This is a genomic window from Pseudomonas sp. KH_017, from assembly GCF_057840285.1.
Genome location: NZ_CM174509.1, coordinates 4101106 through 4122481, shown reverse-complemented (window position 1 = coordinate 4122481; position 21376 = coordinate 4101106). Strand labels below are relative to the sequence as shown.

Below are 21376 nucleotides of genomic sequence, written 5' to 3'. Positions count from 1 at the left end.
ACGCCAGGCATGGCACTCTCACCCGTTTCATCCCAATGTTGCCAGGGCAAAAGCAACCATGTCCCCACCGCTATCGCGAGCAGGCTCGCTCCCACAGGGGTATGTGGTATTGCGGGTTTATGCGACCGGTTCGATTTGATCGAGCACGCGGTTCGCGGTGATTTCGGCGAGCATCACGTTATTGGAAATACCCAGCAGGGCATTGCGGTCACCACCCTCCAGATGATCCACCAGTTGATGCACCATCACATCGACCGAGGCCAGGGTCTCGACCAGATAGACGACCAGTGTTTCGGTCGTGGTCTCGGGGTCGACGGTAAACAGCGTGCTGATTGTTCGCGGGGTGGCTTTGATGTCGGCGGTCGTGGGGAAGTGAAAGTTGAGGGCGCGCTCGGCGGCTTCGTTGAGTTTTTTTGAGTCGGAGCTTTCGTATGGGGAGGCTGGATCGGTGTCCGGGGGATTGGGTGTGACTTTGAACATGATTTTCTTTTCCTGTTGTAGTCCAGCCACGCCGTCGCTGCTAAACGAGGGGGTGGCGGCTGTACGCAGGTTAGCAGACCGGGGAAAAGAAGAAAGCCGGCGCGCCCAAGGGCGCCCTACGCACAGCCACCATCAAATGCAGGTATGGAATACCTGCCTGACGGACACTCGTACGATCTTCAAATACCACGGGCTGCTAAACCCGATCACTGGAAATCAGTGACGCGGGCCAAGTTACCGATGGCTTCCAAGGCGCACAAGCCGGCGGATTCTGGCGTACCTGTAGGCAACGACGCAAGGCGTTGTAGCTTTCATCGAGTAACACTGACAGGCGTTAAACAGGCACTGTTCAAAGGCCAAATCGGTGGCGCGAGCTTTCCACAAAACCTGTGGGAGCGGGCTTGCTCGCGAAGAGGCCGGCACATTCAACATTCATGTTGCCTGACACACCGTCTTCGCGAGCAAGCCCGCTCCCACAAGGGGGATGCGGTGGTCAAGATTGGTGCGGATCAAGTAGGAGGCAGATGTAAATCCGCCTCCTGCTCGATTCTGAAGCTTTGTCCTGACACTGGTCAAAACGCCCACAAAATAGAGCAAATTGGCCTATGTCACTGCCCTGGACTCAGCCCTAACCTAGTGCCCAACAACCCATCACCCGGATCAAGGGCATAACAAAATGACTGAATACAAATTGGCGCTGGTTGGCTTTGGTGGTGTTAACCGGGCATTGGCTCAGCTGATTGCCGAACGTAACGAACAGTGGAAAACAGAACTGGGTTTCACCCTGAAAATCGTCGGCGTGACTGACTTGTTTCTCGGTTCGGTGATTGGCCGCGAAGGGCTGGACGCCAATGTGCTCGCCCAATTGCCGGCAGTCAAAGGTGCATTGGCGCAACTGTCGGGTGGCGAGGTCACAGCCCTCAATGAAGCAGTGATCAAGGATTCCGGCGCGGACATTATTGTTGAAGCCACGTTTACCAACCCAGTTGACGGTGAACCGGCGACTTCGTTCTGCCGTTGGGCGCTGGAGGGCGGCCAGCATGTCGTCACTACCAACAAGGGCCCGATCGCCTTGCACGGCGCCGAGCTCAAGGCACTGGCTCGACGCAAGCATGTCGCCTTTGAATACGAAGGTTCGGTCATGAGCGGCACGCCGGTTATCCGCCTGGCCAGGCAGGCACTGGCCGGCAGCTCCATTGTCGGTTTTGAAGGAATTCTCAACGGCACGTCCAACTTCGTGCTGACCAGTATGGAAGGCGGCCTGGGTTTTGCCGAGGCTGTCAGCAAGGCTCAGGAGCTGGGTTACGCCGAAGCCGACCCGACGGCGGATGTCGAGGGTCATGACGTACGCCTCAAGGTGGTGATCCTGGCGAATGAACTGCTGGACGCGAAGCTGACGGTCAGCGACGTCACGTGCAGCGGCATTTCGTCCCTCAACCTTGGCGACATCGAAAAAGCCCGGCAGGACGGCGCTCGCTGGAAGCTGATCGGGTCGGCGATGCGCCATGCCGACGGCTCGATCAGTGCCAGTGTCGAACCGCGGCTGTTGAACAACGACCATCCGCTGGCCAGTGTCGGTGGCGCGACCAACGCGGTGTCGTTTACCTCCGAACTGCTTGGTGCGGTGACGGTTTCGGGGCCGGGAGCCGGGCGTACGGAAACAGCGTTTGCGCTGCTCTCGGACATCATCAGCATCCATCAATCCACTGCCCGCAACCAGGAGTAAACCCTGTGAAATTATCGCGCCTGGTTCTGGATATCGTGGAGCCGCCCATTGAAGTCTTTAACGCCTATGACGGTTCCGTCATCGGCAGCGTAACGAATGTCTGTGCCTCGCAAGTTCCGCAGTTGTTGGAGACAGGACGCAGCGGCGCACGAGCGTGCGCCGCGTTAGCACGTCATCGTCGGGCTCGCATTCTTGAGCAAGCCGCAATCAATATCGAACGTGATGCCGGCGTGTTTGCCAGGCTGATCGTCGACGAGGCCGGGAAGACCCTCAAACAGGCGGAAAAGGAGGTCAAGCGCTGCGTCAACACCCTCAAGCTGTCGGCCGAGGAGGCCAGGCGCAATGCCGGGGAGGTGGTGCCTTTCGACGCTTATGAAGGCTCCGAATCGCGTCAGGGCTGGTTTTCCCGTGAACCTCTGGGGCTGATCGTTGCGATCACGCCGTACAACGATCCGTTGAACCTGGTGGCGCACAAACTCGGTCCGGCCATTGCGGGCGGTAACGCGGTGATTCTCAAACCCTCCGAGCTCGCGCCATTGTCGGCCATTAAACTGGTGTCTTATCTGGTCGCTGCAGGCTTGCCTGAATCCGTGGTCACAGTCGCCACCGGCGGTGCGGAACTGGGCAAGGCGTTGGTTGCCGCCCGTGAGGTGCGGATGATTTCCTTCACCGGCGGTTTCGTCACCGCAGAGCAGATCGCCCGCACGGCCGGGTTGAAGAAACTGGCCATGGACCTGGGCGGCAATGCGCCGGTAATCGTTATGGGCGACTGCGACCTTGAGGCCGCTGTCGAGAGTTGCGTGTCCGGAGCCTTTTGGGCAGCGGGGCAGAACTGCGTCGGCACTCAGCGCTTGCTGATACAGGCGTCGATTTATGAAGCGTTCCGAGAGCGATTCGTCAGCCAGGCCCGTGCGCTTGTGGTCGGCGATCCATTGCTGGCCGCTACCGATATCGGCCCCATGATTACTGCGCAAGCTGCGCAGAATGCCGAGCAAGTGGTCAACGAGGCCTTGCAAGAGGGCGCCACGTTGCTCTGCGGCCATCGGCGTGCAGGATCGTGCTACGCCGCCACCGTGCTGGAAAACGTCGATCACGCCAGTCGACTCTGGCGCAATGAAGTCTTCGCTCCGGTGGTGGTATTGCAGCTGTTCGAAACCTTCGATGAAGCCATCGCGTTGGCCAATGAACCCGAATACAGCCTGCATGCGGGGATCTTCACCAATGATCTGGCAACCGCGATGAGCGCCGCACGGAGGATCGAAGCTGGGGGAGTGATGATCAACGACTCTTCCGACTACCGCTTCGATGCGATGCCGTTTGGCGGTTCCAAGTACGGTAGCCTGGGCCGGGAAGGGGTGCGTTTTGCCTACGAGGAAATGACCCAACCCAAGGTGGTGTGCCTTAACACGTTGGGTTAGTCGATTCGCGGTAAATGGATCAGCTCGTATGGCATTGGGTCGGTTTGGTCACCGGCCCAATGCGTTTTGCTGAATGGGGCGAGAGAGGATGGGAGGTGGCTGTTGTAACGCCTTGCAGCTGTAAAGGCCTTTACACCGCTGCTGCCAACGGCGGGAGTGACTACTATTAAAATCAATGGGTTAGTTTGTGGCATTGGGTGTGCAGCAGGGGATGAGTCAGCACGAAGCTGGCTAATCTCGTACAACAACAAGTGAGACACTCATGACCCACAAGAACAACCTGAATGACGCTCTGCCGGGAATGCGCGGCATGCAGCATATCGGCATCACGGTGCCGAACCTGTCTGAGGCTGTTGCCTTCTTCGTCGAGGTGCTTGGCTGCGAGCCATACTTCACCTTTGGCGAATTCCGTTTTGAAGACGACTGGATGGAGCGGCACCTCAACGTGCATCCGCGCACGTCTATTCGCGACTTCCAGATGGTCCGATGTGGCAATGGCACCAACCTGGAAATTTTCGAGTACACAGCTCCCGACCAGAATCGTCGGTTGCCCCGCAACAGCGACGTCGGCGGGCACCACTTGGCGTTCTATGTGGACGACATGGAGGCGGCGGTGGAGTACCTGCAGTCTCGTGGCGTGCAGGTACTGGATACTCCATCGACCTTCACCGATGGCCCGGCCAAGGGCCTGACCTGGGTGTACTTCCTGGCGCCCTGGGGGCTGCAGCTGGAGCTGGTGAGTTTCCCGGACGGGATGGGCTACGAGAAAGGAGTGACGCGCCTTCTCTGGGACCCGCGCACACCTGAGCACTGATTCGACTTGAAAGCCCGGCCGGCCCGGCTCGGCCCGGTTACGGGCATTTGAAATTTTTGGTTTAGCTGTCCAGGGCGTTGGGAGGAACGATGTTGTGAAGCTTCATCCAGCGATATAGGGTCGGGCGCGACATGCCGAGCTCGCGTGCCGCGGCGCTGACATTCCAGCGCTGCCTGCGCAAGCAGTCCTCGATTTCGCGTGCGTGGGATGTCTGTTGTTCCTGTACGGGAACCGAACTCCTGGCCTGTTTTTGATTGACGCTCGGCAGGCATTCTTCGGGCAGGTCGTTCACAGTGATTTCATCCGTCTCCGCAGTGGCCAGCGCGTACTGCAACGCATTGCGCAGCTCGCGGATATTGCCTGGCCAGGCGTAGCCGAGGAGAGCACTCATGGCGTCGCCCCGGATTCGTGCGGGACGTTGGCGCTGTTCACAGAGCTCTCTGAAAATGCGTTCTATCAGGTAGTTCCTGTCGGCCCGTTCGCGCAGCGCCGGCAGGCGCAGGACCGCGCCATTGAGGCGGTAGTAGAGGTCTTCGCGAAACTCGTTTCGTTCAATCAACTGCCGCAGGTCGCGGTGACTGGCCGCGATGAAGCGGATATTGACCTTGATCGGTTTTTCGCTGCCCAGTGGCATCACTTCCTGCTCGGCAAGCACGCGCAGCAGCCGCGTCTGCAGATGCAGCGGCATGTCACCGATTTCATCGAGGAACAGTGTGCCGCCATCGGCCTGCTGGATCAGCCCTCGCATACCCTTGCTGCGTGCACCGGTGAAGGTGCCTGGTTGGTAGCCGAAGAGTTCGCTCTCTATCAATGACTCAGGCATTGCCGCGCAGTTGATGGCGACGAAGGGGGCCTTGCGCCTGTTGCTGCTGTCGTGCAAAGCGCGGGCAAGGCGTTCTTTGCCGGTACCGGTTTCGCCATTGAGCAGCACGTTCAGCGGCTCGTTGCACAGTCGCTTGGCACGAGCGAGCATCTTGCGCATAGCGGGGTCATCGTCGGAGAGCTCATCGAGTGGGCAGCGTTCCTGACTCGAACGTTGAGCTTGAGGGGCAACGGGCGTTCGGCTGGGCTCCATCAACGCGGCAAAGAACAGGGCGTTTTGACGGTGGGTACGGAAGGCGCGTACCTGGTCGGGGCTGGCGCGGGGGATGCCGAAGATGTCTTCAGGTTCGCAGTCGAACAGATCCTGGATACCGATCCGACGCGCCAGTGCCGAAGGCCGCTCCGGCAACTGCAAGCCACATTCGGCGAGCAGTACACGGGCCGCGGTATTCGCCGCCAGGAGACTGCCATCCCCGGCAATCGCCAGCAGGTACTGGCGATTGATCAGGACGAACTCGCGGGAACGGTCGAAGCAGAGGATATGAGCTTCACGGTAGCGGCGCAGGAAGTAGGCATCCTCGATCATTCGCGCGTACTGCTTGACCAGTTGCAGGGCGAATTGCTGGGAGTCCTTGGACGGTGGTGAATTCAATGCCGAGATATCCAGCACGGCCAGCAGCTGCCCGTGGGGATTGAAGATGGGCACTGCGGTGCAGGTCAGGGCGATGTGATGGGCGCTGAAATGATCATGGTGGTGGCAGGTCAGCGGCAGTTGCTCCTTGATACAGGTCCCCACCGCGCAGGTTCCTGCGTGGTTCTCGCTCCAGTCGGCGCCGAGGTACAGGCCGGTCTTGCGATGCGCCGCCTCATCCAGTGGATCGCCGAGGAACTGCACGGTGATCCCCCGGCTATCGGTGAGGAGAATGACGTACCCCAGCTCGGCGATGTGGCGGTACAGCTGCTCGACGCCTGCACGGGCCACGTTGATCAGCTCGTCCGCGTGGTCCTGGTGTTCCCGCAATACCTGACGCGGAACAAACCGCGGCGGCGCGGGCTTGGCCGGATCCAGACCGTAATCCTGAATACAACGCTTCCAGGACCGGGTGATGATGGATTCGTGTCCGGCGTTATCGCTGGCGTAGGACAGCACAGTGTCGATGTGCAGGCTGGGGGTCGAAAGGGTGCTCATGCGGCCTCCCGGACACGGGATGAGGAGCCCGTGACGATCTTGTTCTTGTTTGGCATCAGCACGTGGGGGGGCGGGCTGGCACGGTTGCAATCACATTACGAGTTTAGCCCTGCGCTGTCACTTCCCTCGTTGATCGCGGCTGGACCACCGCCAGAAGACCGGTAAATGGTCCCCCTTATTGGTTGGCGGTGCCCGGCAATGCCGCCGCTGCGATCTCGCACTCAGTTCAGGTATCGCCAGCCTTTACTTATGTAAAAGGCTTGGACGGATGCTTACAGGTGTAAAGCCTTCGCTTTACAGGTCATGCTCGAAAGATGTTTTTTGATTGCTAAAAAATCATTTAAAAACAGTAGGTTAAGATCTATTTTTGGCATTGGCACACAAGTTGCCCCTTCACTACCGAAGGGGCCGAAAAGGCACCCGGACTAATAACAATAACGTCGGCCACACCTGTTCCCACCTTACAGGCGTGCCGGCAAAAGCCTGGAGCTCTGCCATGCATGACTCTTCACCCCTGAGTGGCCCTCTGAGCCGTCGGCGCTTCCTCAGTCTTTCGGGGCAATCGGCCCTGATCATCGGCGCTACCGCCGTTTTCAGCCAGCTCATTCCCGTCACCGCCATCGCCGACGACGTGTTGCCCCGGTTGCCCGCCGGGCTGCTGCAGATGGGGCGCGATATCTATCCCCATGACCGGCTCGGCGATGCGCCGTATGCCAAGTCGCTGGTCGAGCTGCTCGGTAAACACTCGGACCTGGTCAACGATGGCTTGAAGGCCCTGCAGGGGCGCTCCCGCGCCACACATGGCCGGCCTTTCGAAGAGATCGTCAGTGAGGACGATCGTGTCGCCCTGCTTCGCGAGATCGAGACCACGCCGTTCTTCCGCGAAACCCGCAGTACGCTGATGTTTGGCATCTACGACAACAAGACGCTGTTCCCACTGTTTGGCTACGAGGGCTCGTCGGTGGAGAAAGGTGGCTATATCGCGCGCGGCTTCAACGACCTCGACTGGCTCTGATCAGCCTTCTCTTCGCGGCTCCATCCATTCCAACAATGAGGGTTAACCCCATGGCAGCGAAATACTCCCAGGACGACAGCGATGTCGTCGTCATCATTGGCTCGGGCGCCGGCGGCGGGACCCTGGCTCACGCCTTGGCCAAGCAAGGAATCCGTACCGTGGTGCTGGAAGCCGGCAAGCGTTACGAGATGTCCGACATCGAAAACGATGAGTGGGCCATGTTCAACAAGATTTCCTGGCTCGACAAACGCATCGCCACCGGCGGCTGGGACGTGGCGCGCAACCACCCGAACCTGCCGGCCTGGATCGTCAAAGCGGTGGGTGGCAGTTCCGTGCACTGGGCCGGCGTGGCCCTGCGCTTTCGCGACTTCGAGTTTCGCATGCGCACCGAGAACGGCGATATCAAGGGCGCCAATGTGCTGGACTGGCCAATCAGCTATGAGGAGCTGGAGCCCTGGTACGTCAAGGCTGAGAAGCACATGGGCGTGACCGGTCCAAGCACCGGAATGCCTTATCACCAATGGCACAACTCCTTCAAGGTCCTGGCCTCAGGCGCCCAACGCATTGGCTACAAGGAAATCCAGTCCGGCCCCATGGCGATCAACACGCAGCCCTATGACAGTCGTCCTGGTTGCATGCAGATCGGCTTCTGTATGCAGGGCTGCCGCATCGGCGCCAAGTGGTCGACTCTCTACACCGATATCCCCCGCGCGGAGGCTACCGGCAACTGTGAGGTGCGTCCGCAGAGCATGGCGCTTCGCATCGAACATGATGCCCGCGGCCGAGTCACCGGGGTGGTTTACGCCGACGCCGAGGGTCGCCAGCAGCGCCAGAAGGCCAGAGTGGTGTGCGTGGCCGGTAACTCCATCGAGTCGCCGCGCCTGTTGCTCAACTCCGAGTCCTCGATGTTCAAGGACGGCCTGGCCAACTCCTCCGGTCAGGTTGGGCGCAACTACATGTGTCACACCACCGCGGGCATCTACGCAGTGCTGCCCAAGCCGATTCACATGTATCGGGGCACCACCTGTGCCGGAATCATTTCCGACGAGTCCTACAACAACACTTCGCGGGGCTTCGTCGGTGGCTACCGGCTGGAAATTCTGTCCCTCGGCCTGCCGTTCATGTCCGCCTTCCTCGATCCGACCCCGCAGGGCTGGGGCCGTGCCTTCGCTTCGCGGATGGAGCGCTACGACCATATGTCCGGCGTGTGGTTATGCGGTGAGGACCTGCCCATGGAGAGCAACCGCATCACCCTCCACGGCGCCGAGAAGGACCAGTACGGCCTGCCCGTCCCGGTGGTGCACAAGGACGACCATGCCTTCGACATCGCCATGCGTAATCACGGCGTGGAGCAGACCCGCAAGTGCTACGAGGCGGTCGGTGCCACCGAGGTGATCCGCCTGCCGTCATACCCGGCCAGTCACAACATGGGCACCAACCGCATGAGCGCCAAAGATTCCGACGGCGTGGTGAACAAATGGGGCCAGAGCCACGACATCCCCAATCTATTCGTCTCCGACGGAAGCCAGTTCACCACCAGCGGCGGGCAGAACCCGACCCTGACCATTGTCGCTCTGGCCTTGCGCCAGGCCGAGCACATCGGCGCGTTGATGAACCAGCGCGCCCTCTGAGGAGCCAATCCCATGACCACACCCAGCAAAGCCCAGCGACTCTGGATGCTCGAGCAGATGCTCGTCAGCCGTTACCTGGAAGAGTCTATCGAACGAATCTACATGGAAGGCAAGACGCCTGTATTCAACATGGCCAATGGGCCAATTCCCGGTGAGATGCACCTGTCCAACGGTCAGGAGCCTTGCGCCGTCGGTGTCTGCGCCCACCTCGCGGTGGAGGACATCGTCACCGCCACCCACCGCCCACACCACATCGCCGTGGCCAAGGGCGTAGACCTGGACGAGATGGTCGCCGAGATCTTCGGCAAAAAGACCGGCCTGTCTGGCGGCCGCGGCGGCCATATGCACCTGTTCGACGCACGGGTGAACTTCTCCTGCTCCGGCATCATCGCCCAAGGCATGGGCCCTGCGGTGGGTGCTGCGCTATCGCGCCAACTACAGGGTAAGTCCGGAGTCGCCGTGGCCTACCTGGGCGAAGGCGCAGCGAACCAGGGAGCCTTCCACGAAACCCTGAATCTGGCCGCGCTGTGGAAGCTGCCGGTAGTCTTCGTCATCGAGGACAACGCCTGGGGCATCTCGGTGGCCAAGGCCTCTTCGACTGCCATCGAGCGCAACTACCTGCGTGCTGCCGCTTATGGCATGCCCGGCGTGTTCGTCCCGGGTAACGACGCTGACGCCATCTTCGCCGCGGCCGGTGAGGCCATTGCTCGGGCCCGTGCCGGTGAAGGGCCGAGCCTGATCGAGATCGAAACTCACCGCCTGGCCGGCCATTTCATGGGTGACGGCGAAACCTACCGTCCTGCCGGCGAGAAGCAAGCCCTGCTGGCAAAGGACCCGATTCCGGCTTACCGCCAACGCCTGTTGGATCTGGGCGTGCTGGACGAGGTCGGCGCCGCCGCCATTGAAGAACGTGCCCGGGGACGCGTCGATGCTGCGGTGCAGTTCGCCCGCGACAGTGCCTATCCGGCACCGCAAGAAGCTCTGGAAAGGGTGTTCGTGTGAACGGAGCCCGCCACAACAACGACAAGAAGGAGACCGACATGTACCGACAACCGACGATGAAGGCCGCAGTTTGGCATGGCCGACGCGACATCCGCCTGCAGGACGTTGCCTGCCCGCCGCAACCTCAGGCGGGTTGGGTGCAAATCCGTGTGCAATGGTGCGGCATCTGTGGCTCGGACCTGCACGAATACCTGGCCGGGCCGGTATTCATTCCCACTGATACTGCCCATCCACTCACTGGCCTCAAAGGGCAGTGCATTCTCGGCCACGAGTTCTGCGGCGAGATTGTCTCCCTGGGTGAGGGGGTTCAGAACTTTGCAGTAGGTGAGCGTGTGGCCGCCGATGCTTGCCAGCATTGCGGCAAATGCTGGTTCTGCCAGCAGGGCCAATACAACCTGTGCGAGAACCTTGCCTTCACCGGATTGATGAACAACGGTGCGTTCGCTGAACTGGTCAACATCCCGGCCAATCTGCTGTACCGCCTACCGGAAGGTTTCCCTGATGAGGCCGGCGCGCTGATCGAACCTCTGGCAGTTGGCATGCACGCGGTGAAGAAGGCCGGCAGCCTCCTCGGCCAGACCGTGGTGGTAGTCGGCGCTGGAACCATCGGTCTGTGCACCATCATGTGCGCCCGTGCCGCGGGTGCGGCCCGGATCATCGCGCTCGAAATGTCCACGGCGCGCAAGGCGAAGGCGCTTGAGGTGGGGGCCACCGAGGTGCTTGACCCCAGCCAGTGCGATGCCATTGCTTCGGTGCGCGAACTGACCGATGGATATGGTGCCGCGGTTTCCTTCGAGTGCATCGGCCACAAGACCACTGCCAAGTTGGCTATCGATGTCATTCGCAAGGGCGGGCGCTGCGTGATGGTGGGCATCTTCGAGGAGCCCAGCGAATTCAACTTCTTCGAAATCGTCGCCACCGAAAAGCAGGTCATTGGCGCCTTGGCCTACAACGGTGAGTTCGCCGATGTCATCGCTCTGATCGCCGACGGCCGCCTGGACGTCACTCCGCTGATCACCGGGCGGATCGAACTGGAACACATCCTCGAGCAGGGCTTCGAGGAGCTGGTTAACAACAAGGACCAGAACGTGAAGATCATCGTCAGGCCGTCCGCGCCTGCCGCTGCCGGTCACTGATCCCATCGACGGAGGAAATCAGACATGTCCGCAACAATCAAAGAACGCAAACTCACCGTCGCCCGCGCCATGGCCGAGGCGATGGCCCAGGAAATGCGCCTCGACCCACGCGTCTTCGTGATGGGCGAGGACATTGGCCAACTCGGCGGGGTGTTCGGCAACACCCGTGGCCTGCATGAAGAATTCGGCAGCGCGCGCATTCGTGATACGCCTATCTCGGAAACCGCCTTCATCGGCGCTGCCGTGGGCGCGGCCTCTGACGGCATGCGTCCGATTGTCGAACTGATGTTCGTCGACTTCTTCGGCGTCTGTATGGACGCGATCTACAACCTGATGGCGAAGAACACCTACTTCTCCGGCGGCAAGGTCAGCGTGCCCATGGTGCTGATGGCATCCACCGGTGCCGGCTACTCCGACGCCGGGCAGCATTCGCAATGCCTTTACGGCACCTTCGCTCACCTGCCAGGCATGAAGGTGGTGGTGCCGAGCAACGCCTACGACGCCAAGGGTCTGATGACCGCCGCCATTCGTGATGACAACCCGGTCGTCTACCTGTTCCACAAGTCGCTGCAGGGCATGGGCTGGCTGGGTACCGAAAAGGGCGCCACGGTGGCTGTACCGGAGCAACCCTATACCGTGGAGATCGGCAAGGCGAAGACGGTTCGCGAAGGCAGTGATGTCAGTATCGTCAGCCTGGGCGCCGGCGTGCATCACGCGCTGCGCGCTGCCCGGCAGTTGGAGCAGCAGGGTGTCAGCGCCGAAGTCGTGGACCTGCGCAGTCTGGTGCCGCTGGACCGTGAGCACGTCATCGCCTCTGTGCGCAAGACCGGCCGACTCATCGTTGTCGACGAGGACTATCACAGCTTTGGTGTGAGCGGCGAAATCATCGCTAGCGTCGTCGAACACGACATCGGGATGCTCAAGGCGCGCCCGCAGCGAGTGGCTTTCCCCGACATTCCGATTCCTTTCACACCGCCTATGGAGCAATGGGCGCTGCCTTGCGCAGCAAAGATCGTTGCGGCCTTCCAGAACCTGAAGAACGAGGAATAACAACATGTCCAACTCAATCCTGATTCCCGCCGACCTCTGGGAAGGCGACGCCGAAGCCGTAATCACTTCCTGGCTGGTCAGTGATGGCGCCGAAGTTGGTCAAGGCGACCTGGTGGCAGAAATCATGTCTGAAAAGGCCCAGTTCGAGATCGAGGCGCCGGCTTGCGGCGTGCTGAAAATCCTCGAAGAAGAAGACGCGGTGGTCGCCAAAGGCGCGACCATCGGGTTAGTGGAGTGAGCCATGGGGCACCTACAGAATGTCGCTGCCGGTTCCGGTAGCACCGTGCTCTTGAAAGGCATGCGAAAAATGATCGCTGCAAAGATGAGCGAAAGCTTGCAGACTGCCGCGCAACTGACTCACCACGCTGAATGCGAGTTGACCAACCTGCAGGCGAAACGGGCGCAACTGAAGGCTGTGGGTAGCCAGGTATCGCTCCAGGACCTGCTGCTGTATGAGATCGTATGTTCCCTGAAGAACCATCCGGGACTCAACGCAACCCTGCAGGATAACCAAATCACGCGGCATGGTTCGGTGCATCTCGGTCTGGCGATCCCGCTGCCGGACGATCTGCTGGTGGCGCCCGCACTGTTCGATGCCGACCAACTGGATGCGCAGGGCTTGGCATTTGCACGCCGGGCCCTGGTGGACAAGGCACTGTCCGGGAAGCTCTCGGTGAAGGAACTGACGGGTGCCACGGTGACCGTGACCAACCTGGGGCTGTCGCGGGTGCGTTTCTTCACGCCCATCCTCAATGTCCCTCAGGTGGCCATTATCGGGCTGGGAGGCATCCAGCGTCGCCTGCAACGAGGCGCCGATGGTTCGTTATCAGAGCGCGACTTCATGGGCCTTTCGCTGACCTTTGATCACCGGGCCGTGAACGGTGTTCCTGCCGCAGACTTCCTCGATGATCTGTGCCAGCGAATCGAAGGGGTAGAGCCACCATGAGCCGGATCTGGCGCGTCAGTATCGAGGCCGGCCTGGAGGCTGAGCGAAAAAGACTGAGGACGAGTCGATTTCCTTAAGACAATCCAGCCAAAAGCGGACGTTTGAAAAGCGTCCGCTTTTGGCTGTGGATTCAACCGGTCTGTGCGATGGGCGTCCGCATCGGTGGCTAGCCGAATTGGACAGTACCGGACATTTGAATGAGTTTTACGTGCGGGAAGTACTATCAAGTGATCCGCCGAATCCAATGATTGCCTTGGTTTCCAGGTATTCCTCCAAGCCATAGACACCATACTCACGACCATTACCAGAACGTTTGTAACCACCGAATGGAGCCATCGGATTCCAGGCGGGGTAATTCAGAAGCACTTGTCCCGCGCGGATACGAGAGGCCACTGCACGCGCTAGATCAAGGTCCTGAGACTGAACATGGGCGCCCAGCCCGTATACCGTATCGTTCGCGATAACGACCGCCTCATCGATCGTTTCATACGGAATGATGCACAGCACCGGCCCGAAAATTTCATCTTGGGCGATCCGCATTGCCGTATCTACCTCGGAGAATACTGTTGGTCGAGTGTAGAAGCCCTTTTCAAAACCCGGCACACGTCCTGGTCCGCCGCAAACGAGTTTTGCGCCCTCACTCAGGCCAGCCTCGATCATGGCTTGCACGCGATTGAACTGGGCCTCGTTGGCAATGGGACCGAGCACCGTAGCTTCCGATCGCGGATCACCCACGATGATCGCATTGGCGGTTTCGGCTGCCAGCGATTCAACCTCCGCCAGCCGGTCCTTAGGTACGATCATTCGTGTCGGGGCGCTGCACGATTGTCCGACGTTGCGGAACGCTGACATCACGCCCAGTGGGACTGCTTTGGCAAAGTCGGCGTCGGGAAGCAGAATGTTCGGGGATTTACCTCCCAATTCTTGTGTGACGCGCTTCACCGTATGGGCGGCTGCCTGTGCGACCAGCGCGCCCGCGCGGTTGGAGCCGGTAATCGAAATCATATCGATGTCAGGGTGCGCAGCCATCGCTGCGCCGACCTCGGATCCACTTCCGTTCACGAGGTTGAAGACGCCAGGTGGAAGGCCCGCGTCGTGGACCAGTTGTGCAAAAAGAAGGGCGCTCAGCGGCGACAGTTCGCTTGGTTTGAGGACCACAGTGCATCCGGCAGCAATAGCCGGGGCGACTTTCGCGGTGATTTGATAAAGCGGCCAGTTCCACGGAGTGATGAGACCGCAGACGCCTATAGGTTCGCGTTCAATCGCGGTTCCATCTTCAACCGTCTGGAAACGATAAGTGGACAGCAGGTCGCGGGCGACCCGAACGTGTTCGGCCGCGAGAGGCACTTGCATTGCCCGGGCGGAACCGATGGCAGCGCCCATTTCGAGGGAGAGGGCCTGCGCGAGCACTTCTTTTCGCTCAAGGATGAGCTCATGGATCTTTCCAAGGACAAGCGCGCGTGACTCTGCGCGGGTAGCAGACCAACCAGCAAATGCTGCGCGCGCCGCCGCTACTGCCCGATCAACATCCGCGGCGGAGCCTTGCGCGACCTGCGCAACGACCTCTTCAGTTGCCGGATTGACCACCGGCAAACTTGCCGGGATTGCCGGGGAAGACCAACAGCCATTGATATAAAATTTCTGAGCCGTTTGCGGATCAGCGCTGTAGCTATTCGAAGATTGTATTGTCATCCAACTGGCTCCCTTGAGCGGTAATAGGCACTGCAAGCAGCAGAGGGCGGTCTGGCTCGCGACCCTGCAAGGCAGCTGAAACATAGATCAAGCCGAACGTGGAAATCACCAGAACATCGCCGTGGCGACCAGGACATCGCTATGCCGCGTCTTCTCGATAAGCTAACAAAGCGTGCCAGATAAAATGTGCTGTTCTTGAGGTTTGCAAGGGAGAATCTGCCGTATCTGTCAGGCTGACTTTGTATGAGAGCAAGTTGACCCGATTTCGTCAGAAACCTTGCTGATAGACAGCTCGATGAGACCATTACCAGTCAATGCGGTCGCAGGCTCATCGGTGGCGGTGGTGGGCCATATAGATAAGCAGGAAAGGACGTGGTGCTGCATCGTGCAATGCGCCGCCTTTGTAGAGCTGTCACGACGCGTACAGATGTTGCTTTGACCGGTATGTCACACCTATCGCTAATAGAAACAAGGTTGTTCCCAAGCGCATTGAAGTCTTGCCTGGCCCCGCCTCACCTCGCAGCACAATCAGCGGGCGCGCCTCAGAAAATGCCCCCGTTCTCCTTTCGCCAGTCATGAATACTGCCGCACATTGCGTTGTGCGTGGCTTGCCAACGCACCATAAAAGCCCGCAAAGGCTTAAGAACAGGGGGTGGAGCGCCCGAGTCTGGAGCGTCCCGCAAAGTCTGCTGAGCAAGCCCTGCAAAACGGTGGTTTGTACCAAGCAGCCTATACTTTTAACAGTTTATGCATGGTCTCTTGGTGTTGTAATAAATCCGTGATGCAGCGTTGCTCCGATGCTTCCAGAGCGGAGTAACTGTTTGCCCCGTCATGACCTCAACAATCATTAAGGACCGCACTCATGAGCTTTCTTCGACCCAAGTTTATTACCTTTGACTGCTATGGCACGTTGACCAACTTTCAAATGGGAAACATGACGCGCGAACTGTTCGCCGATCGTGTCCCTTTTGAGCAAATGGATCAGTTCGTCAAGGACTTCTCCGCCTATCGTCTGGATCAGGTGATGGGTGACTGGCGGCCGTATGATGAGATTATCAAGACCTCCCTGGCGCGGGTCTGCAAGCGTTGGGGTGTCGAGTACAAAGGTGAAGGCCAGCTCTACTACGACGCCGTACCGACTTGGGGGCCACATGCCGACGTGCCGGCTGGCCTGGCGAAAATCGCCGACAAGATTCCCCTGGTGATTTTCTCCAACGCGATGGACGAGCAGATCATGTCCAACGTCGACAAGCTCGGCGCGCCCTTCCATAAAGTCTTCACCGCCCAGCAAGCCCAGGCCTACAAGCCGCGCCTGGCCGCCTTCGAGTTCATGCTCGACAACCTCGGCTGCGGGCCGGAGGACGTTCTGCACGTATCTTCGAGCTTCCGTTATGACCTGATGCCTGCTCACGACATGAAGATCAAGAACAAGGCTTTCGTTGCCCGTGGTCACGAGCAGCCGGCGAATGCCGTCTATGGCTACCACCAGATCCCGGATATCGGCGGTTTGGCCGGGTTGGTCGGTCTCTGAGCCTCAGGGCACTCTTCAAGGCAAAAGGGGTTAGATATGGGCAGTGAGTCCTATTGGCTCGATACCGCACCGCAATTCACCGGTGCTCAGCTCGGCGCATTGCCCGGGCAGGTCGATGTGGCCATCGTCGGTGGTGGTCTCACCGGCCTGGCGGCGGCCCGAGCCCTGGCCTTGAAGGGGGCCAGTGTGGTGGTGCTGGAAGGAGGGCGGGTGATTGGCGAGGCTTCGGGGCGCAATGGTGGCCACTGCAGCACCGGCGTTGCCCAGGACTACGCGGCACTCAGCGCCAGCCTCGGCGCTGATAAGGCGCGTGCTTATTACCAAGCCTATGAAAGCGCCGTACAGAGCGTCGTTTCATTGGTGGAGCAGGAGCAGATTGCCTGCGACCTCAAGCGCAATGGCAAGCTGAAGCTGGCCGCCAAACCGATGCATTACGAAGGTTTGGCGCGCACCTGCGAATTGATTCGGCGGGAGGTCGACGCCGACGTCGAGTTGCTCTCTCCAGAAGAAGCCCGTGCTGAAGCCAACTCGGCCCAGTTCCATGGAGGCATGCTGCAGCGCAACGGCGTGCAGATGCATGTCGGGCGCTTCGGTGTCGGGCTTGCCGAAGCAGCAGCACGTCACGGCGCATCGATCTTTCAGGGCGTGTCAGTGACGGACTGGAAAGCCAGCGCTGGCGGCTATCAGGTCAACACCACCAAGGGCTCGCTACACGCCACGCAGATTCTGCTGGCCACAGGTACATGCCAGCAGGGCGGATTGGGCTGGTATCGGCGGCGGATCGTGCCGGTGGGCAGTTTCGTGATCGCCACCGAGGTGCTACCGCAGGCCCTGATCGACAGCTTGCTACCGGCACGGCGTTCCTATGTCACCAGCCGCATGATCGGTAACTACTTCCGCCTGACGCCGGACAACCGCTTGCTGTTTGGCGGTCGTGCCCGGTTTGCCATGTCCGACAGCATTTCCGACGCCAAGAGCGGCAAGGTATTGCAGGCGGCGATGGTCCAGATGTTTCCGCAACTGGCTAGCGTGAAGATCGATTACTGCTGGGGTGGTCTCGTGGATATGACCTCCGATCGGTTGCCCCGGGCCGGGCAGCATGGAGGGGTTTATTACTCCATGGGTTATAGCGGTCATGGGGTGCAAATGTCGGTACACATGGGGCAGGTCATGGCCGAGGTAATGGCCGGCAAGGTCGAGGCCAACCCGTGGCGCGAACTCGATTGGCCAGCCATTCCCGGGCATTTCGGCAAACCCTGGTTCCTGCCTCTGGTGGGTGCGTATTACCGCCTGCAGGACTACCTGCACTGAGTTCATGTGGTTGCTTCTCATTTTTACGTTTCAATCACGCTGCGCTTAATCGCCAGCACTTGAGCCTTATCATTTGCGAAAGGTTGGACTGACATGACTGACGATAAAAAGAATATCGACTCCCAGTTGATCACCGGTGAAGAAAGTCTGCGTGTTTTTGAAGGGCTCAATCGCGGCATGTCACGCCGCAATGCATTGCAAATGCTGGGGTTGGCAGGGGTGGCCGCAGTGGGGGCTGGCAGTCTGTTCGGCGCCGCTGGCAAACTGTTTGCCGATGATGAAGGTGCAAGCCCTGGCAAAGGCAAGCCCGGCGGTCGTATCCGCGTTGCAGGCTCGTCCAGCTCCACCGCCGACACCCTGGATCCAGCCAAAGGTTCGTCGTCCACCGACTACGTGCGTCACTACATGTTCTACAACGGCCTGACCCGATTCGACAGCCATATGGTGCCGCAATTGGAGTTGGCCGAGCGAATTGAAACCACTGACGCCACGCTCTGGGTGATCAGCCTGCGCAAGGAAGTGACCTTCCACAACGGCAAGCCCCTGACCGCCGCTGACGTGGTGTTTTCCCTGTTGCGGCACAAGGACCCGATCACCGGTTCCAAGGTCCTGCCGCTGGCGTCGCAGTTCGCCGAGGTCAAGGCCGTCGGCACCCACGAAGTGCAGATACAATTGAGCGGCCCGAATGCTGAATTGCCGTCGGTTCTTGCCATCTCTCACATGTTGATCGTTCCCGAGGGTACGAGCGATTTCAGTCAGGGCATCGGTACCGGCCCGTTCAAGGCCAAGGAGTTCAAACCAGGGGTGCGTTCGATTGGTGTGCGCAATTCCAATTACTGGAAACCCGGCTTGCCCTATCTGGACGAGATCGAATTTATTGCCATTGCCGACGAGTCGTCACGGGTCAACGCCCTGTTGTCGGGCGACGTACACATCGTCAACGAGGTTAACCCGCGCTCAACGGTTCGCATCAAAGGCAGCACCAGGCATCGGGTCGTGGACTCGCCGTCGGGTAACTACACTGACCTGATCATTCGTCAGGACCAGCTGCCAGGCCAAAGCCCGGAATTCACCCAGGCCATGAAATTGCTGCTGGACCGGGACCAGATCAAGTCGGCGATATTCCGTGGCTACGCCAGGGTCGGCAACGATCACCCGATCGCACCCGGTGCGCGCTTCTTCAACGCAGACCTGCCACAACGTGCCTACGATCCGGAAAAAGCCAAGTTCCTGCTCAAAAAGGCCGGCATGGAAAGCATCACCATGCCGCTGATGTGCTCGCCGGCTGCGACCGGTTCGGTGGACATCGCCGTGCTGCTGCAGCAGTCAGCCAAACAGGCGGGGCTCAAGCTCGACGTCAACCGCCTACCGAGCGATGGCTACTGGTCCAACCATTGGGCGAAGCACCCGCTGAGCTTTGGCAACATCAATCCGCGGCCCAATGCCGACATGCTTTTCTCGCAGTTCTTCCAGTCGACAGCACCCTGGAATGAGTCCGGCTGGAAAAACGAACAGTTCGACCAACTGTTGGTACAAGCCCGAGGTGAAACCGACGAGGCCAAGCGCGGCAAGATGTACGCAGATATGCAAACCCTGGTGCACGAGCACAGCGGTATCGGCGTGCCAGTGTTCATCAGCAACATCGATGGCGCCGATCAGCGAGTCAAGGGCTACGGCACCAACCCCCTGGGCGGTTTCATGGGGTACATGTTTGCCGAGCAGGTCTGGCTGGACGCTTGATGAAAGTCGGGTTTTTGCTGCAGCTACATTGCATGAGGATAGGGTGATGAACAGCAACACACTGTGGTTGATCGGCCGGCGCCTGGGCGCGGCGATCGTGACCTTGTTGATTGTGTCCATGGTGGTTTTCGCCATCACGGCGGTGCTGCCGGGGGACGCGGCGCAACAGTCTCTGGGGCAGTTCGCCACGCCGGAACAAGTGGCCGCCTTGCGCCTGAAAATGGGGCTGGATCAGCCCGGTGTGTTGCGTTACCTGCACTGGTTGATGAACCTGCTTAGCGGTGATATGGGGCAGTCGGTGTCCAACGCCATGCCGGTCAGTGACTTGATGGCCGGGCGTCTGCCCAATACCTTGATGCTTGCGGCCGCGACGGCGCTGGTGTCAGTACCGGTGGCGTTGTTTCTGGGCATCGGTTCGGCCATGGGCCGGGGCGGGCGCATCGACAGTGTCCTGAGCTTTTTCACCTTGACCATGGTGGCGGTGCCGGAGTTTCTGGTCGCGACCCTGGCGGTTCTGATTTTCGCGGTGAACCTGGGTTGGTTGTCGGCGCTGTCCTACGCCAGTGACATCACTTCACCCTGGCAATTCATGCGCACTTACGCGTTGCCGGTGATGACGCTGTGCTGCGTGATTGTCGCGCAAATGTCGCGCATGACCCGGGCGGCGGTGATCGATCAGCTCGACAGCGCTTACGTGGAAATGGCCCGGCTCAAAGGTGTGAGCAAGATTCGGATCGTTTTACGCCATGCCTTGCCCAACGCCATCGGACCCATTGCCAATGCCATCGCCCTGAGCCTGTCTTACCTGTTGGGCGGGGTGGTGATCGTTGAAACGATCTTCAACTACCCCGGCATCGCCAGCCTGATGGTCGATGCCGTGACCAACCGCGACATGGCCCTGGTTCAAGCCTGCACCATGTTGTTTTGTACGGCGTATTTGACGTTGGTGCTGATTGCCGACCTGTGCGCGATTCTTTCCAATCCGAGGCTGAGAAATCAATGAACAATCTCATTGTGAAATCGCCGACTACTACCAAATTGGCACTGGGCAAGGTTTCCCACGGATCGTCCTGGGTCGGCCTGATCGGCGCTGCGATGTGTGTGATCTGGTTGCTGGTGGCCATCTTCGGTCCATGGCTGGCACCGCATCCGGTCGGGGAAGTGGTCTCTGATAATGTCTTCGACACCCTGAGCGCTACTTACCCGTTCGGCACCGATTACCTGGGCCGCGACATGCTCAGTCGGATCCTCGTCGGCGCACGATTCACCGTCGGCCTGGCCTTGGTGGCGGCGGTGTTGGCCAGCGGTCTGGGCACTAGCTTCGCATTGCTGTCGGTGGTGTCGCCGAAGTGGCTGGATGAGTTGATCAGTCGCTTGATGGACGCCTTCATTTCGATCCCCAGCAAGATGCTGGCGTTGATCATGGTCTCGGCCTTCGGCTCCTCGGTCACCTTGCTGATCTGCACGGCGGTATTGAGCTTCACCCCGGGCGCATTCCGCATCGCCCGCAGCATGGCGGTGAACATCGAAGCGCTGGAATATGTGCAAGTGGCCCGTACTCGCGGCGAGCGTCGGCTGTACATCGCCTGCGTGGAAATCCTGCCGAACATGCTTAACCCGGTGCTGACGGACCTGGGTTTGCGCTTTGGCTTCATCGTGCTGCTGCTCAGTGGCATGAGTTTCCTCGGGTTGGGTGTGCAACCACCGGATGCCGACCTCGGCTCGCTGGTTCGCGAGAACATCGGCGGTCTCTACCAGGGTGCGCCTGCCATCGTGATTCCGGCGTTGGCCATCGGCACCCTGACCATCGGTGTGAATCTGTTTATCGACCGACTGTCGTCGCGACGTAGTCGACGTTCGGGAGGTCATTGAA

Annotated in this window: 18 protein-coding genes; 15 read left to right on the top strand and 3 right to left on the bottom strand. The window is 59.8% G+C overall.

Translation table 11 applies throughout. The features are described from left to right. Nucleotides 1–117: 117 nt before the first annotated feature. On the bottom strand, nucleotides 118–480 hold the full coding sequence (locus AC3IT6_RS18755; RefSeq protein WP_489351891.1) for a DUF6124 family protein: 363 nt from the start codon (nucleotides 478–480) through the stop codon (nucleotides 118–120). Between the two features lie 676 nt (nucleotides 481–1156). Here AC3IT6_RS18755 and AC3IT6_RS18750 point away from each other — a divergent pair. The 3 genes from AC3IT6_RS18750 to AC3IT6_RS18740 all read left to right on the top strand — a co-directional run bounded on the left by AC3IT6_RS18750 (nucleotide 1157) and on the right by AC3IT6_RS18740 (nucleotide 4438). After that, nucleotides 1157–2206, top strand: coding sequence for a homoserine dehydrogenase (locus AC3IT6_RS18750; protein WP_489351889.1), 1050 nt, complete (start codon nucleotides 1157–1159; stop codon nucleotides 2204–2206). A 5-nt stretch (nucleotides 2207–2211) separates the two neighbouring features. Further along, on the top strand, nucleotides 2212–3624 hold the full coding sequence (locus AC3IT6_RS18745; RefSeq protein ID WP_489351887.1) for an aldehyde dehydrogenase family protein: 1413 nt from the start codon (nucleotides 2212–2214) through the stop codon (nucleotides 3622–3624). Between the two features lie 262 nt (nucleotides 3625–3886). After that, on the top strand, nucleotides 3887–4438 hold the full coding sequence (locus AC3IT6_RS18740; protein ID WP_489351884.1) for a VOC family protein: 552 nt from the start codon (nucleotides 3887–3889) through the stop codon (nucleotides 4436–4438). 61 nt (nucleotides 4439–4499) lie between these two features. Here the strand turns inward: AC3IT6_RS18740 and AC3IT6_RS18735 are convergent, their stop codons facing one another. Continuing rightward, complete coding sequence (locus tag AC3IT6_RS18735; RefSeq protein WP_489351882.1) at nucleotides 4500–6449, bottom strand: sigma-54-dependent Fis family transcriptional regulator; 1950 nt, start codon at nucleotides 6447–6449, stop codon at nucleotides 4500–4502. Between the two features lie 496 nt (nucleotides 6450–6945). Between AC3IT6_RS18735 and AC3IT6_RS18730 the strand changes: the two genes are divergently transcribed. The 7 genes from AC3IT6_RS18730 to AC3IT6_RS18700 are packed head-to-tail and all read left to right on the top strand — an operon-like array spanning nucleotide 6946 to nucleotide 13229. Continuing rightward, entirely contained in the window at nucleotides 6946–7464 is a 519-nt protein-coding gene (locus AC3IT6_RS18730; RefSeq protein WP_489351880.1) for a gluconate 2-dehydrogenase subunit 3 family protein, read from the top strand. 50 nt (nucleotides 7465–7514) lie between these two features. Continuing rightward, a complete protein-coding gene (locus tag AC3IT6_RS18725; protein ID WP_489351878.1) occupies nucleotides 7515–9095 on the top strand; it encodes a GMC family oxidoreductase in 1581 nt (526 codons plus the stop codon). A 12-nt stretch (nucleotides 9096–9107) separates the two neighbouring features. Continuing rightward, nucleotides 9108–10097 carry a thiamine pyrophosphate-dependent dehydrogenase E1 component subunit alpha gene (locus AC3IT6_RS18720; protein ID WP_489351876.1) on the top strand — a complete coding sequence of 330 codons (990 nt, stop codon included), beginning with the start codon at nucleotides 9108–9110 and terminating at the stop codon, nucleotides 10095–10097. A gap of 56 nt (nucleotides 10098–10153) precedes the next feature. Then, nucleotides 10154–11233: a 2,3-butanediol dehydrogenase gene (locus tag AC3IT6_RS18715; RefSeq protein ID WP_489356612.1), complete on the top strand. Its 1080-nt coding sequence runs from the start codon at nucleotides 10154–10156 to the stop codon at nucleotides 11231–11233. Between the two features lie 24 nt (nucleotides 11234–11257). Continuing rightward, a complete protein-coding gene (locus AC3IT6_RS18710) occupies nucleotides 11258–12283 on the top strand; it encodes an alpha-ketoacid dehydrogenase subunit beta (RefSeq protein WP_489351874.1) in 1026 nt (341 codons plus the stop codon). Between the two features lie 4 nt (nucleotides 12284–12287). Next, a complete protein-coding gene (locus AC3IT6_RS18705; protein WP_489351872.1) occupies nucleotides 12288–12521 on the top strand; it encodes a biotin/lipoyl-containing protein in 234 nt (77 codons plus the stop codon). Nucleotides 12522–12524: 3 nt separating this feature from the next. Next, the gene (locus tag AC3IT6_RS18700) at nucleotides 12525–13229 is read left to right on the top strand and encodes a 2-oxo acid dehydrogenase subunit E2 (protein ID WP_489351870.1); all 705 of its coding nucleotides are present in this window, start codon (nucleotides 12525–12527) and stop codon (nucleotides 13227–13229) included. A gap of 204 nt (nucleotides 13230–13433) precedes the next feature. Here the strand turns inward: AC3IT6_RS18700 and AC3IT6_RS18695 are convergent, their stop codons facing one another. Beyond that, nucleotides 13434–14921 (bottom strand): aldehyde dehydrogenase family protein, encoded by a 1488-nt coding sequence (locus tag AC3IT6_RS18695; RefSeq protein ID WP_489351868.1) that lies wholly within the window; start codon nucleotides 14919–14921, stop codon nucleotides 13434–13436. An 862-nt stretch (nucleotides 14922–15783) separates the two neighbouring features. Here AC3IT6_RS18695 and AC3IT6_RS18690 point away from each other — a divergent pair. The 5 genes from AC3IT6_RS18690 to AC3IT6_RS18670 all read left to right on the top strand — a co-directional run bounded on the left by AC3IT6_RS18690 (nucleotide 15784) and on the right by AC3IT6_RS18670 (nucleotide 21375). Continuing rightward, nucleotides 15784–16452, top strand: a complete 669-nt coding sequence (locus tag AC3IT6_RS18690) for a haloacid dehalogenase type II (protein ID WP_489351866.1) — start codon at nucleotides 15784–15786, stop codon at nucleotides 16450–16452. Between the two features lie 36 nt (nucleotides 16453–16488). After that, nucleotides 16489–17763 carry an NAD(P)/FAD-dependent oxidoreductase gene (locus AC3IT6_RS18685; RefSeq protein WP_223458797.1) on the top strand — a complete coding sequence of 425 codons (1275 nt, stop codon included), beginning with the start codon at nucleotides 16489–16491 and terminating at the stop codon, nucleotides 17761–17763. 93 nt (nucleotides 17764–17856) lie between these two features. After that, nucleotides 17857–19503, top strand: a complete 1647-nt coding sequence (locus AC3IT6_RS18680) for an ABC transporter substrate-binding protein (RefSeq protein WP_489351863.1) — start codon at nucleotides 17857–17859, stop codon at nucleotides 19501–19503. 46 nt (nucleotides 19504–19549) lie between these two features. Then, entirely contained in the window at nucleotides 19550–20506 is a 957-nt protein-coding gene (locus tag AC3IT6_RS18675) for an ABC transporter permease (protein ID WP_489351861.1), read from the top strand. Then, nucleotides 20503–21375, top strand: a complete 873-nt coding sequence (locus tag AC3IT6_RS18670; protein ID WP_489351859.1) for an ABC transporter permease — start codon at nucleotides 20503–20505, stop codon at nucleotides 21373–21375. The genes AC3IT6_RS18675 and AC3IT6_RS18670 overlap by 4 nt, the downstream gene beginning before the upstream one ends. The last annotated feature ends 1 nt before the right edge of the window (nucleotide 21376 follow it).

Bases quoted from the DNA above. Each gene is read 5' to 3' on its own strand.
- AC3IT6_RS18755 (WP_489351891.1), bottom strand. From the start codon at position 480: ATGTTCAAAGTCACACCCAATCCCCCGGACACCGATCCAGCCTCCCCA.
- AC3IT6_RS18750 (WP_489351889.1), top strand. From the start codon at position 1,157: ATGACTGAATACAAATTGGCGCTGGTTGGCTTTGGTGGTGTTAACCGG.
- AC3IT6_RS18740 (WP_489351884.1), top strand. From the start codon at position 3,887: ATGACCCACAAGAACAACCTGAATGACGCTCTGCCGGGAATGCGCGGC.
- AC3IT6_RS18735 (WP_489351882.1), bottom strand. From the start codon at position 6,449: ATGAGCACCCTTTCGACCCCCAGCCTGCACATCGACACTGTGCTGTCC.
- AC3IT6_RS18730 (WP_489351880.1), top strand. From the start codon at position 6,946: ATGCATGACTCTTCACCCCTGAGTGGCCCTCTGAGCCGTCGGCGCTTC.
- AC3IT6_RS18725 (WP_489351878.1), top strand. From the start codon at position 7,515: ATGGCAGCGAAATACTCCCAGGACGACAGCGATGTCGTCGTCATCATT.
- AC3IT6_RS18720 (WP_489351876.1), top strand. From the start codon at position 9,108: ATGACCACACCCAGCAAAGCCCAGCGACTCTGGATGCTCGAGCAGATG.
- AC3IT6_RS18715 (WP_489356612.1), top strand. From the start codon at position 10,154: ATGAAGGCCGCAGTTTGGCATGGCCGACGCGACATCCGCCTGCAGGAC.
- AC3IT6_RS18710 (WP_489351874.1), top strand. From the start codon at position 11,258: ATGTCCGCAACAATCAAAGAACGCAAACTCACCGTCGCCCGCGCCATG.
- AC3IT6_RS18705 (WP_489351872.1), top strand. From the start codon at position 12,288: ATGTCCAACTCAATCCTGATTCCCGCCGACCTCTGGGAAGGCGACGCC.
- AC3IT6_RS18700 (WP_489351870.1), top strand. From the start codon at position 12,525: ATGGGGCACCTACAGAATGTCGCTGCCGGTTCCGGTAGCACCGTGCTC.
- AC3IT6_RS18695 (WP_489351868.1), bottom strand. From the start codon at position 14,921: ATGACAATACAATCTTCGAATAGCTACAGCGCTGATCCGCAAACGGCT.
- AC3IT6_RS18690 (WP_489351866.1), top strand. From the start codon at position 15,784: ATGAGCTTTCTTCGACCCAAGTTTATTACCTTTGACTGCTATGGCACG.
- AC3IT6_RS18685 (WP_223458797.1), top strand. From the start codon at position 16,489: ATGGGCAGTGAGTCCTATTGGCTCGATACCGCACCGCAATTCACCGGT.
- AC3IT6_RS18680 (WP_489351863.1), top strand. From the start codon at position 17,857: ATGACTGACGATAAAAAGAATATCGACTCCCAGTTGATCACCGGTGAA.
- AC3IT6_RS18675 (WP_489351861.1), top strand. From the start codon at position 19,550: ATGAACAGCAACACACTGTGGTTGATCGGCCGGCGCCTGGGCGCGGCG.
- AC3IT6_RS18670 (WP_489351859.1), top strand. From the start codon at position 20,503: ATGAACAATCTCATTGTGAAATCGCCGACTACTACCAAATTGGCACTG.